A 13,411-nucleotide genomic window follows, 5' to 3' on the forward strand; every position below is an offset into this window, starting at 1 on the left:
CCCACCGAAAAACTTTTTGCCGCAAACCCTATTTATTTTCTTCGGGTACAACTAATTTAGCGATGTAGGCCATGAGGCGATCGAGTAAGAAACCAACAATACCCACATAAATCAGGGCGAGGATAATTTCACTGATCATGGAACTATTCCAAGCATCCCAGATAAAGAAGCCAATTCCCACGCCACCGATCAGCATTTCCGCCGCTACAATCGCCAACCAAGATAAACCGATACCGATTCTTAATCCCGTGAAAACGTAGGGAACAGTAGCGGGAAAAAGAATATTGAAAAAGTATTCAACTTTGGATAATTTTAGCACTCTAGAGACGTTTTTATAGTCTTGGGGAACCTGCTGTACTCCCACGGCCGTGTTAATAATAATTGGCCAAATTGCTGTAATAAAAATTACAAATATGGCACTAGGTTCGTTATTACGAAAAGCCGCTAGGGAGATGGGTAGCCAAGCTAGGGGGGGAACGGTACGCAGGATTTGGAAAATCGGATCGATCGCATCATAAATTAGGGCGTTACTACCGATTAAAATTCCTACGGCGATGCCGACAATAGCGGCTAGGGTAAAACCGACGGCCACCCGTTGTAAACTGGCGAAAATTTGCCAGAATAACCCCACATCCGTGCCACCATTATTGAAGAAGGGATTAATAATTAATTCCCAGGTATCGCTAACCACTTTAGTGGGACTAGGGAGGGGGGCATCGGGACTAAAACAGAGTATTTGCCAGATGGCAAGGAAAATTAATAAAGCAATCGCCGAAGTTGCTAGTTTGGGTAATTTTTTTTTCAGGTCTTTTACCCATTTTGAACCTTGAGAACGACGAGAAATAGAAACAGCCATAATCAGTTATCAGTTATCAGTGGTTGAGTTATCAGTGGTTGAGTTATCAGTGGTTCAGTGGTTCAGTGGTTCAGTGATCAGCTTTTATCTTGGCTTGCTCCGCAAGAATTTCAGTTATCAGTTATTAATTACCAGTTATCAGCAAATCATCTTTAACTGTTGACGGGTTACTGATTACTGATTAGTGATCACTGATTTAAATCTTCTTGATCTTGAGGGAATCGAGGTAGGCTTGGGGATTTTCGGGGTCAAATTTCACGCCATCAAAGAAAGTTTCCACGCCGCGAGAGGTAGAGGTGGGAATTTGGTCGGCGGGAACATTGAGGGCTTTAGCGGCTTCCCTCCAGATATCTTCCCGGTTAACCTTATCAACTAAAGCTTTGATGTCCGTATCGGCGGGAATATAGCCCCAACGGATGTCTTCAGTCACAAACCAAGTATCATGACTCTTGTAGGGATAGGAAGCGTTATCAGCCCAGAATTTCATGGCTACGGGGCTATTTTCAATTTTGCGACCATCACCGAAATCGATATTACCTTGCATTCTTCCCAAGATATCGGCGGGGTCAATTTTCAGCCATTCCCGTCCTGAAATAATCTCGCACATTTCCTTAACATTAGCGGGATCGTTGCACCATTGCTGCGCTTCCAGAACAGCCATGGTTAAAGCTTTTGCCGCCTTGGGATTTTTATCCACCCAATCGGCGCGTAAAGCGAAGGCTTTTTCAGGGTGATCCTTCCAGAATTCTCCAGTGATCAGGGCAGTGTACCCGAGGCCTTTGGAGACGATTTGGGCGTTCCACGGTTCGCCGACACAGAACGCGTCCATGGTGCCGACTTTCATATTGGCCACCATCTGCGGCGGGGGAACGACGATGAGGGAGATGTCATTATTGGGATCGATGCCGCCCGCAGATAGCCAGTAACGCATGAACAGGTCGTGGTTGCCCCCCGGAAAGGTGACGGCAGCTTTCATTTCTTTGCCGGCAGATTTCGCTTTGGTGAGGGTTTCTTTGAGTTTAGAACTGTCGAGGTCGAGTTTTAAATCCGCGTGGGATTTGGAGATCGATATCGCCTGACCGTTGGTATTCAAACGTGCCAGAATATACATCGGTACGGGCTGTTTGGTGATTTTGCCCAAGGTCATTAGGTAGGGCATGGGGCTGAGGATGTGGGACCCGTCGATACCGTTACCCGCCGAACCTAATTCGAGGTTATCCCGGGTTGCAGCCCAAGAAGCTTGTTTCATCACTTGCACATCGGGCATCCCGTGTTTAGCGAATAAACCTTTTTCTTTAGCGATAATTAAGGGGGCAGCGTCGGTGAGGGCAATAAAACCTAGTTTAGCGGTGGTGACTTCGGGAGTTTCTCCACTGGCAGCGGGGGAAGCGGCAGGACTGCCGGCCGGGGAGGGACTGGTTGCGGTATTATTGGGAGTGGCGCAACCGTGGAGAATTGCTGTTCCTACGGCAGTTGCCCCGGCAGTGAAGATAAATCTACGTCTAGAAAGTTTACTCATGGACTAAAAAATCGTGATTAGAAACTAAACAAAGGTGATGAAACGGTGAAAAATTCTCATTACTTCCCCTAACTGACTGCGGTGATAACCGAGAAAATTTCTTGAAAGTAACTGTTGATTCAGTAAGGCGGCTTTAACTATTTTTATCTCTCGATCGCTTTTGCTTCTCCATCTAGGGAGATTTAGCAATAGTTTTTGTCTAAGAGATTTTTTTTTAGAAGCATAACAGTTTTGAGGAGTGGATAGATAGATAGGGGCGGTTTTTGGTCATCTGGGCTAGAAAGATCACTTTATTTCAGGGTTATTACCAAAGTAATTAACTTAAATTTACAGTCTTCAACAGGAAAATTCGTATAGATTGTTACAAAATATTGTCAGCCATGTCATAAAAGCATAAAAATTTGTCTGAAACGCATGGTGGGGCGATGGGGGTTTTTTAGCTATCTTGACTCAGTTATCAGATTTGAGTTTGCCGTTCACTGATTACTGGTTAATGTTTACCGATGACTGAAAAATCGCCGCAAGTATTAGCGACGCGACCAGCTTGAGACAATCTCTGTTATGCTTTGGAACTTGCCAAGGGCGAAAGCATATTATTATCGATCGATGTTTCCCCTTGATTAGATGCTTAGGAATATTGTCAATAGTGGCAGTTAGTCATCTGTGCCTATTTGATCGTTGGTCTTGATCACGATACTTTTAATCCTTACTGTCGCACTGACAGGGGGACAAGCAAGCTGAAAAGCTTATGTAGCATAAAATACAGACACAGACTCCAAAAAAAGATAAGTCATATTTACCATATATGACCTAAATAACGAAAATGATAAGTGAACTATACCAGAAAGTGTTAGAAAATGAACTGGGACGAGCCAGATATCTACTGTTGTTAATGATAGTTGGAACCTTGCAAATACTAAAGCAAGCTAAGTTAGAGATATTAGCTGAAGCCTTACCAATACCAATCCTGTTTGAGAGTCGGAGAAAAAAACTAAAAAGATTTTTAAAGCTGGAAATTCTGAATATTGAAAAAATCTGGTTTCCGGTCCTAAAAGAGATGTTAAAACAGCAGCAGAGATTCACAACAAAAGGATTAGCGTATATTGCTATAGACCGGACAAGTTGGGGAGCAATAAATATCTTGATGGTGAGTCTAATTTATGACAAGAGAGCCATGCCAATCTATTGGGAGATATTAGATAAAAAAGGAAGTAGTAATCTCGAAGAACAGCAGCGAGTATTAGAAAAAACATTGACCGTGCTATCAGGTCATAAAATAGTGGTGTTAGGAGATAGAGAATTTTGCTCGGTCAGTCTTGGAAAGTGGCTTCAGAAGCAGAGTTTATACTTTTGCTTAAGACAAAAAAAAAGTACAAATGTCAAGACAAAAGAAGGAATTTATCAAGAAATGAGAGCCTTAGGTTTAAGTCCAGGAACTAAACTATTTTTAAATGATGTTAATATTACAAAAGAGAAGGGATTTGGCGAGTTTAACTTAGCGGGTAAGTGGAAAAAAACTTATCGGGGTTTTCCAACAAAAGAGCCTTGGTATATTCTGACTAACTTTGGAGATTTAGAGACGGCAATAATGGCCTATCAAAAAAGATTTGATATTGAGGAGATGTTCCGAGATTTTAAGTCGGGAGGCTATAGCTTAGAAGGTTCTCAATTAGCACCGAAATACCTATCAAAGCTGATAATTGTTATAGCTATCGCCTATACAAGTGCCACACTACAAGGTAAAAAAATTAAGGATATGGGAATCCAAAAATATGTTACAAGACCTGAAAAAAGATATAAACGTCAACGCAGACACAGCAGTTTTTATGTGGGTCAACATCTCTATCATTGGCTCCAGCTACATCAAATGTTCCCAAAAAATATAGAAGAGCTAATGCAAATTAGCCGCTATCGGTTGAAGGATTACATCAAAGGACAAAGAGCGATATCGCTTGCCCTATCTACCTTCTAGCTCGCTTGTCCCCCTCTCAGCTGTCGCACCTATCCCAGACTCTTATCAAAAACTGGCTGTCTGGGATTCAGGAAAGGGCTGAAAAAATCTCTTAAATAACCTTCAATTATTCTACAGCGTTTTATCTGTTGTCATTTCATTTTAAGATGGCTCAAAGTTTCCCCGTTCCTCACTATCTTTCGGGTTTACTAGGCTTTTAGAACGGTTTTATGACTTTGATTGTTGACGATATTTGCTCTGTCTTTGAGATGACTTTTGCTGGTCTGCTGCCGAGATTGACACAAGAGAGGTAAAATCGACTCTGTGGGGATGCTTTAACCGGCATCTCTGTTTTTTGACAGGGGAAGATTTAACTGCCCCGACAATCGATCGAGCGTTAAACCTAAGCCGCTAAACTGAACATAGCTGCTTGTCCTTGGCTCTCATTTCTCAGATTGTAAAATAATGCAAATTTATCTTGACTATAGCGCCACTACCCCCACTCATCCCCAAGTAATCGAGCGGGTTGCCACTATTCTCCAGCATCATTGGGGCAATCCCTCCAGTTTACACACTTGGGGACAGGATACGGCGACAGTCATCGAAATGGCCAGAGAACAGGTGGCAGGGTTAATTAATGCCAATCCGGACCAGATTATCTTCACTTCTGGCGGCACGGAAGCGGATAATTTAGCAATTATCGGGGTTGCTCAACAGTATAACCGCCCCCGTCATATTATTATTTCTAGTGTGGAACATTCTGCGATCGCTGAACCCTGTAAACAATTAGAGCAGCAAGGTTGGCAAATTACTCGTCTTCCCGTCAATCGTCAAGGTAGAGTTAATCCTTTAGACCTAAAAGCCGCAATTCAAAGCGATACGGTCTTAATCTCCATTATTTACGGACAAAGTGAGGTGGGAACCTTACAACCGATTGAAGAATTGGGCAGCATTGCCAGAGAAAGGGGTGTTCTTTTTCACACCGATGCGGTGCAGGTGGCGGCAAGATGCGATATTGATGTGCGGAAACTGCCCGTAGATTTATCATCTCTTTCTAGCCATAAAATTTATGGAATGCAAGGATCGGGAGCTTTATACGTCAGAGCGGGTGTCGATATTTTACCATTACTGCGGGGCGGTGGTCAGGAAAAAGGTCTGCGATCGGGAACCCCAGCCGTACCAGCGATCGCTGCTTTCGGTTTAGCGGCCGAATTAGCCCAAAAAGACTTAATTAGCGAAAAAATGCGTTTAATAGCCCTGCGAGATCGATTATTTGACCTCTTCGCCGATTATCCTTATCTGCTGCCCACGGGGGACCGATTCTATCGTTTACCCCACCACGTCAGCTTTATTGTCCGTCCGGACGATGACAGTCACATCACGGGAAAACAGCTAGTTCGTCAGCTTAATTTAGCAGGAATCGGCATTAGTTCCGGATCCGCCTGTCATAGTGGCAAACTTTCCCCCAGTCCAATTTTAAAAGCTATGGGCTACAGCGATCGAGAAGCATTGGCGGGAATTCGTTTAACCCTGGGAAGGGACACCAGCGCAGCCGATATCGATTGGACGGCTCTAGTATTAAAACAAGTGATTGATCGCTGTTTATCTGCCTTAATTGTTAGCAAGAGTTAGTTTATCCCTCAAATTGCCCTTCGATCAAGATAATTTCGCCAAAATCGGGAATCCATGCCACCCAACGGCCCTGATCCTGTTCACAGAGTAGTAGTGCTTCATCAAAGCTGTATGGAGAGGGAAGCATTCTGAGTTGTACCCATGTGTTTGCTTGGGGGCAAGTAACAACGGCAGTAGTGCGGTATTGTAGTAAAGACATACACAGATCACCCTGATAATTCTGTATCTAAATTTACAAACAAACCGATGACTGTGGGTGACTTTGTTTTAAATCTTTACCTTTTCATTGGTAGTTTGAGAAAAAATCTCTCTTTCTTGCCCACGGTTTTCGACTACCAATCCTAGTTAGGGTTTGCTGAATAAATGTGAAATATAGACGAGGTAAGGGTTTTAGGGTTCTGTTTCGCCGCCACAGATGCAAGATTTTGAGAGAATCGTGGTTCAAAACCTTGCGTCTTCATCGGCCCGCGTCCTGTAGGGGCGAAGCATTCGGGCAATAACCTATCGCTGAAACCGGAGATTTTCTATCCGAATGCTTCGCCCGTACTTTTTGCCGCAAACCCTAGTTATGATCTTTAATGGTAAATGATAGTTGATAACTGGTAATGGTAAGTTCTTTCCCTCGCACCTATAAAATCGCCGTCATCGGTGACGTTCACGACCAATGGGAAATAGAAGATAATTTAGCTCTAGAAGCTTTACAAGTGGATTTAGCCCTATTTGTCGGCGATTTTGGCAATGAATCCCTAGAAATTGTCGGCCGGATTGCTAGTTTGTCCTTACCAAAAGCCGTTATTCTCGGTAATCACGACGCTTGGTATAGTGCCACCTCCTGGGGACGAAAAAAATGTCCCTACGATCGCAACAAGGAAGATCGTGTCACCGCCCAGTTAGAATTATTAGGGGTTGCTCATGTGGGTTACTCAAAACTAGACCTACCCAGTTTAGAGCTTTCGATTGTTGGGGGTCGTCCCTTTACTTGGGGGGGATCCGAGTGGAAAAATGGAGAATTTTTTCAAGAACGCTATAATATCAGCAGTTTTGCCGAATCTACCGCCAAAATTATCGCTAATATTCAAGATACTGCCTATAATAACCTGATTTTTTTAGGTCACAATGGTCCGGCCGGACTGGGAAAGGAAGCGGAAGCTATCTGTGGTCGCGATTGGCAACCCTTGGGAGGGGACCACGGGGACCCGGATTTAGCAGCGGCCATCGAACAAGCACAGCTATTAGGAAAACAGGTTCCTCTCGTCAGTTTCGGTCATATGCACCACCGTCTCCGTCATACTACTTCCCGTTTACGCAATCCCGTGGTCACTTCCGAGATGGGAACTGTTTATCTGAATGCTGCCAGTGTCCCTCGTATTCTCCACTCCGATACGGGTAAATCTCGCAATTTTTCCCTAGTCACTCTTGAAGAAGGTCTAGTCACAGAAGCATCTTTAATCTGGTTGAACGATAATTTCGAGATTATCAGTAATAGAAAACTTTATCACTCCGGGTCATCAATCGATCGCCTATCTCCCCAATCTTGTTATTCTTAATTTACATCTCCCCACACCCCACTTCCTATAGATAGTTAATTTTTTGAGCGAGTAGAGGTAAAGCAAGAGCGATAGTAACACTAACTATCATACCGATAAAAGCTTTTAAGGCATCCCCTAAAACCAGTTTACCCGTGGCGGCTAAATTAGGGGTTTCTCTGGTTAAAGTCAGAGAAATTTCTCGACCTCCTAATAAACCTAAAAATACCCAAGTGGTACTCATGGGAATATGATTATAGCCAACGAAAAACAGTAAAATTAGACCATAAATTAAGTTAATAATTGTTGCAGAACGCAGATCATGGGCGTTAGTTTTGCTAGTGACAATTTTCTCGATTTGACCACCGTGATTAATAAAAATGATGGTTTGCAGGAGTAGCATAACTGTTAGAGATAAAACTAACCATGTTGCCGCTAACTTTCTGGGAAGATAGGCGAAAATATTAGCAAAATCTTGCATTAACCATTGACTCCAGAGAAACCCGGTGGATAACCACTGTAAAACCACCCAGATTTTTTGAGGTTCTTGATTAACTGTTTCTAGGAAAAAGTTTTCTAATTGATAAATAATTCGATAGATGACTAACCCCACTATAACAGCAATAGCATAACCCCAAGCAGATTTAATTAACATTTCATCTAGAGATTGGGGAGCAAAAACTGTTAAAACCAAAAAGGTTGTACTCACAGGTATTCCCCAAGTGGTGAGAATTAAAATTGCTAAGGGAGGAACGATATAAATCCAAGTAAAAGTTTCTGGGAAGGGAATCATTTCTAGTCGATTATAAGCCACATCTCCCTGATTAATATACCAACCAGCGATAAAAATCGAGGCTAAGATTATACTGGTGTACAGCCATAAAATCCACCAAGGACGTTCTTCATTGGCACTTAAAAAAGTCCCTAAAGTTTGTAGGGAATCGTTGGCAACAATCGCATAAGCTGATAGGATAAAGCCAGCAATCATCAAAAAATTACTCATAGACAAGTGAAAAAAATAAAACTTAAAGTAATACAAATCCTGTTCAAACAGTAGAGAAAAGCGCAGAGGTAGGAGAGCGGGAAGTGGGGAAGTGGGAATAAACGAAAACTTCCTACATCCCCATTAATATAACTGCTATAACTCCTTAATTTTGCTTTAAAAAATCCCTCGCTAGATAGAAAGCAGCTAAACTACCAGAGACGGTAATTTCCTGTGGATTAATTTCCTGTAAAGGTCGAAGAATAACTTCAATTTCCTCGGTAATATCTAACTTTTGTTGACCTGTGGGAGTAGCATTAAGAGCCAAAAAAATATGAATTCTGTTAGTATCTTTAACGGGATTATCGTACAAAACAGCCAGAGGTATTAGAGAATCACTTTGATAACCGGTTTCCTCCTCGAATTCCCGACGCGCTGCCGCAGTAATATCATCTTCACCCGCATCTACTGCCCCGGCGGGAAATTCCAATAAAATTTCCTTAACTCCGTGACGATATTGACGGACAAAAACCAATTGATTATCCCCAGTAACTGGAACAACTAAAACAATTTCAGGACGAATATTAACGAAATAATCATCGATAACTTGTCCAGAGGATAACTTCACTGCGTCTTGACGGACTTGACACCAACGATTATGAAAAACTAGCTCGGATTTAATAATTTGCCATTTTTTTAAATTAGTCATCGACAATCCTGTTATAATTGCAGTGAAATTACTAAACTTTTTCTCAGATAATTATAGCTATCTAGGGACTATTTCTGATAAGATTTAATTTTATACTCCCATCTCCCATGTCGTTAATTCAATGGTATCCCGGTCATATTGCCAAAGCGGAAAGAAAACTCAAGGAACATCTTAAACTCGTGGATGTGGTCTTAGAAGTGCGCGATGCTCGCATTCCCTTAGCTTCCCATCATCCGCAGGTGGACGATTGGATTGGCAATAAACCGCGCTTGTTAATCTTAAATCGTCTCGATATGATTCCCGAATCTGCCCATCAACAATGGGTAACATGGTTTAAAAGTCAAGGAAAAACCGTCTATTTTACTAACGCTAAACAGGGAGAAAGAGTTAAAGCAATTATCAAAGCGGCGGAAAAAATTGGCGATGAAATTAACCAAAAACGCCAACTGAGAGGAATGTTACCGCGTCCAGTGCGCGCCGTGGTGATCGGGTTTCCCAATGTGGGCAAATCTGCCCTGATTAACCGTTTATTAGGGCGAAAAGTCGTCGCCAGCGCCCGCAGGGCCGGAGTAACGCGACAATTACAATGGGTACGAATTTCCGACACCTTAGAACTATTAGATGCGCCGGGGGTGATCCCTTCCCGTTTAGATAATCAAAGGGATGCGGTGAAATTAGCTATCTGTGAGGATATTGGGGATGCTGGTTATGATAACCAAAGGATAGCGGCGGCTTTTGTCGATTTATTAGTAGAATTAAACTATGAAGGTCTTTTACAATCTCGTTATGGGTTGAATACTCTAGACATGACCGGGGAAGATTTTATCGAAAAATTGGCCAATCTCAAATATCAAGAAGATAAAGAAAGGGCAGCCATGCAGTTACTCAATGATTTTCGTAAGGGAATCATCGGGGCTATTCCCTTAGAATTGCCCCCTTCCTCTTGAAATCGCCTGTTTTTAACTCAATAGTTAGGGTCTGCTGAAAAAGTTTTTCCTAGGGGCAGGGTGTAGGGTGTAGGGTGTGGGGTGTGGGGTTTTACCGATTTTGAGGGGGTCAATTACCTAATTTTCAGGGAAAAAGTAGCTGAATTTCCCCCTGATCACTCCCATATCTGGTACTTTTGGATTTCAAAAAAGGCTAAAAGTCTTATCCAGCAAAGTTTTTAGATTTATTCAGCAGACCCTAGTTAATTCCCGAATTTGTCAAAATTACCGCCTGTTAGTCCACTGAGTTGCGGATAAGATTAAAGAAATCGGTAAAGTTGCGGGGATCGATCGAACTGTGAAGGAAGATAGGGAATAAACGACAGAGATAACAAAGACTATGGGCAAACCGACTGGCTTTATCGAATTCCTGCGTGAACTTCCTTCCGAACTTACCCCCCTCGATCGCCTTCATAATTGGGATGAGTTTCATCTTCCCATGCCAGAAGATAAACTCCGCAATCAGGCCGCCCGTTGTATGGATTGTGGTACACCATTTTGTCACACGGGAACGCTAATTAGTGGCATGGCCAGTGGTTGCCCGATTAATAACCTGATTCCCGAATGGAATGATTTAATCTATCGAGGATTGTGGCGAGAAGCCCTCGATCGCCTCCATAAAACCAATAATTTCCCCGAATTTACCGGTAGAGTCTGCCCCGCTCCCTGTGAGGGTTCCTGTGTTCTCGGTATTCATAATCCCCCCGTTACGATCAAAAATATTGAATGTTCGATTATTGACAAAGGTTGGGAATCCGGTTGGATTACTGCCAATCCCCCCGCCATCCGTACCGGCAAAAAAGTGGCCGTGATCGGTTCTGGACCTGCTGGATTAGCAGCCGCCGACCAGTTAAATAAAGCCGGTCACTGGGTGACAGTTTATGAACGGGCCGATCGCCCCGGGGGGCTATTAATGTACGGTATCCCCAACATGAAGTTAGATAAGGAAGAAGTCGTTCTGCGTCGTCTCCAGATGCTCGAACAGGAAGGGGTAAAAATGGTCTGTAACACGGAAGTGGGCAAGGATATCAGCGCCCAAGACCTATTAAACGAATACGATGCCGTGGTTATCTGTACCGGGGCCACCAAACCCCGGGATTTAAACATCGAAGGTCGCCAATTAAAGGGCATTCACTTCGCCATGGAGTTTCTCACCGCTAATACAAAAGCACTATTAGATGGACAACCGGGGGAGGATTTTATCTCGGCCGCGGGTAAAGACGTGGTAATTATCGGCGGTGGCGACACGGGAACCGACTGTGTGGGGACTTCCCTGCGTCATAACTGCCGTAGCGTCACCCAATTAGAGATTATGCCGCAACCGCCCCGAGAACGGGCCGCCGATAATCCCTGGCCCGAATGGCCGAAAATCTACCGTCTGGACTATGGACAAGAGGAAGCGGCCGCACGTTTTGGCGATGACCCCCGGGTTTATACCACCACGGCGACTAAATTCGAGGGGGATAGCGAGGGCAACGTCACAGGGATTCACACGGTACGGGTGGAATGGCAACGCAACGAAAAAGGGCAGTTTATCCCCCAACCGGTAGCAGGAACAGAAAAAGTCATCCCGACGCAATTGGTTCTATTGGCCATGGGATTTTTGGGACCAGAACAGCCTTTACTCGATGATTTAGGCTTAGAAAAGGATGCCCGCAGCAATATCAAGGCCGAACACGGTCAATTTGCCACTAGCTTACCGAAAGTGTTCGCCGCAGGGGATTGTCGTCGTGGTCAAAGTTTGGTGGTTTGGGCGATTAATGAAGGTCGCGGGGCCGCCAGAGAATGCGATCGCTTTTTGATGGGGGCGACGGATTTACCTTAAACCAGTAGTTAGGGCTTGCTGAAAAAGTTTTTTGTGGGGGCAGGGTGTGGGGTGTGGGGTGTGGGGTGTAGGGTTTTACCGATTTTGAGGGGGTCAATTACCTAATTTTCAGGGAAAAAGTACCTGAATTTTCCCCCCGATCACTCCCATATCCGGTACTTTTTGATTTCTAAAAGGTCTAAAAGTCTTACCCAACAAGGTTTTTAGATTTATTCAGCCAGCCCTAGTTACTCCTGCCATTGTCCTGACTTGCTGGGGGTGCTTACCCCTTGTGATAGTCAGGGCCAAAAAGAGGCCTCAGCCATAGCCATCAAAACCCAACCGCCGGTCAAACCTTCTCAATCTGAAGAGGAGGAGGAGCGACGAAACAATTGTCCCTATTGCCTATCTAGACAATTGCTCCCTGTTTAAACCGTTGCCGCCGATGAATCAAGCACCACCTGTTCATTGGTGGGTAACTCCAGACAATAACCCGCACCGTAAACGGTTTTAATATAGCGAGGATGACGGGGATCGGGTTCTAGTTTCGTTCTCAGATGGCGAATATGAACGCGAATAGTCTCGATATCATCATCGGGATCGTATCCCCAGACCTCCTTGAGAATATCACTAGGGGAAACGGTTTGACCGTGACGTTGGAGAAGACAGTGGAGTAACTCGAATTCTAGATGGGTTAACTTGACCACACTTTCAAACCAGACCGCCTCAAAACGTTCGGGAACCAGGGTTAAAGGTCCAAAACTGAGTATTTCTGAGTGTTTAGCGGCTTGGGGAATGCGATCGGTGCGTCTGAGGAGAGCGCGTACCCTAGCTAACATTTCCTCCACCTCGAAAGGTTTGGTCAGGTAATCATCAGCACCCGCATTAAAACCTTCCACTTTATCTTGGGTTTGTCCTAAGGCTGTGAGCATCAAAATCGGGATGTCGGACGTGCGTTCATCTCGTCGCAAACGCTGACAGACAGTAAAACCATCGACTTTGGGCAGCATTAAATCCAGCATGATTAAATCGGGTTGTAACTGGACGGCCAAGGCCTGGCCTTTAATCCCGTCCTCTGCGGGATTAACGTCATAACCCGCCATCTCCAGGTTGATGGAGACTAATTCCGCGATTGCAGGATCATCATCGATTACAAGTATTCGGGGCATTACCAGAGTGTTATGACTAAGGGTTTGGGTAGGGGGTTGCTAAATGTGTTCTCGCTGACATCGCAACTAGGGCTTTGTCTCTCAAGGGCTTGAGTTTAGCACAACATAAAGAATCCTGTACTGATTATAAGCATGATTGCTAAATTCGGTTTTAATTTGTGAAATTTTGCTGATATAAGTCTCCTGAATGTTAAGAATTTTTAAGAAGCGTGAAGAATGTTGCTCGATGATTGATATTGGCGCTAGACTACACCCTCTCTCTCAACAAGATCAACTA

12 protein-coding genes are annotated in these 13,411 nt (G+C 44.0%); 5 read left to right on the plus strand and 7 right to left on the minus strand.

Annotated elements, in window-relative coordinates; all coding sequences use genetic code 11:
• Positions 1–28: 28 nt before the first annotated feature.
• The 3 genes from ntrB to MAE_RS33185 all read right to left on the minus strand — a co-directional run bounded on the left by ntrB (position 29) and on the right by MAE_RS33185 (position 2,564).
• The gene (gene ntrB / locus MAE_RS06510; RefSeq protein ID WP_012264866.1) at positions 29–856 is read right to left on the minus strand and encodes a nitrate ABC transporter permease; all 828 of its coding nucleotides are present in this window, start codon (positions 854–856) and stop codon (positions 29–31) included.
• A 196-nt stretch (positions 857–1,052) separates the two neighbouring features.
• Positions 1,053–2,375: a CmpA/NrtA family ABC transporter substrate-binding protein gene (locus MAE_RS06515; RefSeq protein ID WP_012264867.1), complete on the minus strand. Its 1,323-nt coding sequence runs from the start codon at positions 2,373–2,375 to the stop codon at positions 1,053–1,055.
• A 24-nt stretch (positions 2,376–2,399) separates the two neighbouring features.
• Entirely contained in the window at positions 2,400–2,564 is a 165-nt protein-coding gene (locus MAE_RS33185; protein WP_012264868.1) for a hypothetical protein, read from the minus strand.
• Between the two features lie 658 nt (positions 2,565–3,222).
• Between MAE_RS33185 and MAE_RS06520 the strand changes: the two genes are divergently transcribed.
• Positions 3,223–4,347 carry an IS4 family transposase gene (locus tag MAE_RS06520; RefSeq protein WP_197533166.1) on the plus strand — a complete coding sequence of 375 codons (1,125 nt, stop codon included), beginning with the start codon at positions 3,223–3,225 and terminating at the stop codon, positions 4,345–4,347.
• Positions 4,348–4,791: 444 nt separating this feature from the next.
• The gene (locus tag MAE_RS06525; protein WP_012264870.1) at positions 4,792–5,958 is read left to right on the plus strand and encodes a cysteine desulfurase family protein; all 1,167 of its coding nucleotides are present in this window, start codon (positions 4,792–4,794) and stop codon (positions 5,956–5,958) included.
• Position 5,959: 1 nt separating this feature from the next.
• Here MAE_RS06525 and MAE_RS06530 read toward each other — a convergent pair whose 3' ends face one another.
• On the minus strand, positions 5,960–6,157 hold the full coding sequence (locus tag MAE_RS06530; RefSeq protein ID WP_012264871.1) for a hypothetical protein: 198 nt from the start codon (positions 6,155–6,157) through the stop codon (positions 5,960–5,962).
• Positions 6,158–6,563: 406 nt separating this feature from the next.
• Here MAE_RS06530 and MAE_RS06535 point away from each other — a divergent pair, with 406 nt between their 5' ends.
• Positions 6,564–7,505: a TIGR04168 family protein gene (locus MAE_RS06535; RefSeq protein ID WP_002798617.1), complete on the plus strand. Its 942-nt coding sequence runs from the start codon at positions 6,564–6,566 to the stop codon at positions 7,503–7,505.
• Between the two features lie 25 nt (positions 7,506–7,530).
• On the opposite strand, the gene MAE_RS06540 is transcribed toward MAE_RS06535, so the two are convergent.
• Together MAE_RS06540 and MAE_RS06545 are read right to left on the minus strand one after the other, a co-directional pair.
• A complete protein-coding gene (locus MAE_RS06540) occupies positions 7,531–8,472 on the minus strand; it encodes a hypothetical protein (RefSeq protein ID WP_041803885.1) in 942 nt (313 codons plus the stop codon).
• Positions 8,473–8,632: 160 nt separating this feature from the next.
• Entirely contained in the window at positions 8,633–9,175 is a 543-nt protein-coding gene (locus MAE_RS06545; RefSeq protein ID WP_002798619.1) for an NUDIX hydrolase, read from the minus strand.
• Positions 9,176–9,282: 107 nt separating this feature from the next.
• Between MAE_RS06545 and ylqF the strand changes: the two genes are divergently transcribed.
• Positions 9,283–10,122, plus strand: coding sequence for a ribosome biogenesis GTPase YlqF (ylqF, locus tag MAE_RS06550; protein WP_012264874.1), 840 nt, complete (start codon positions 9,283–9,285; stop codon positions 10,120–10,122).
• Positions 10,123–10,501: 379 nt separating this feature from the next.
• Complete coding sequence (locus MAE_RS06555) at positions 10,502–11,986, plus strand: glutamate synthase subunit beta (RefSeq protein ID WP_002798621.1); 1,485 nt, start codon at positions 10,502–10,504, stop codon at positions 11,984–11,986.
• Between the two features lie 407 nt (positions 11,987–12,393).
• Here the strand turns inward: MAE_RS06555 and MAE_RS06560 are convergent, their stop codons facing one another.
• A complete protein-coding gene (locus MAE_RS06560) occupies positions 12,394–13,134 on the minus strand; it encodes a response regulator transcription factor (RefSeq protein ID WP_002798623.1) in 741 nt (246 codons plus the stop codon).
• Positions 13,135–13,411: the final 277 nt, after the last annotated feature.

Source organism: Microcystis aeruginosa NIES-843 (genome assembly GCF_000010625.1).
In the GTDB taxonomy this organism is placed as follows: Bacteria; Cyanobacteriota; Cyanobacteriia; order Cyanobacteriales; family Microcystaceae; genus Microcystis; species Microcystis aeruginosa.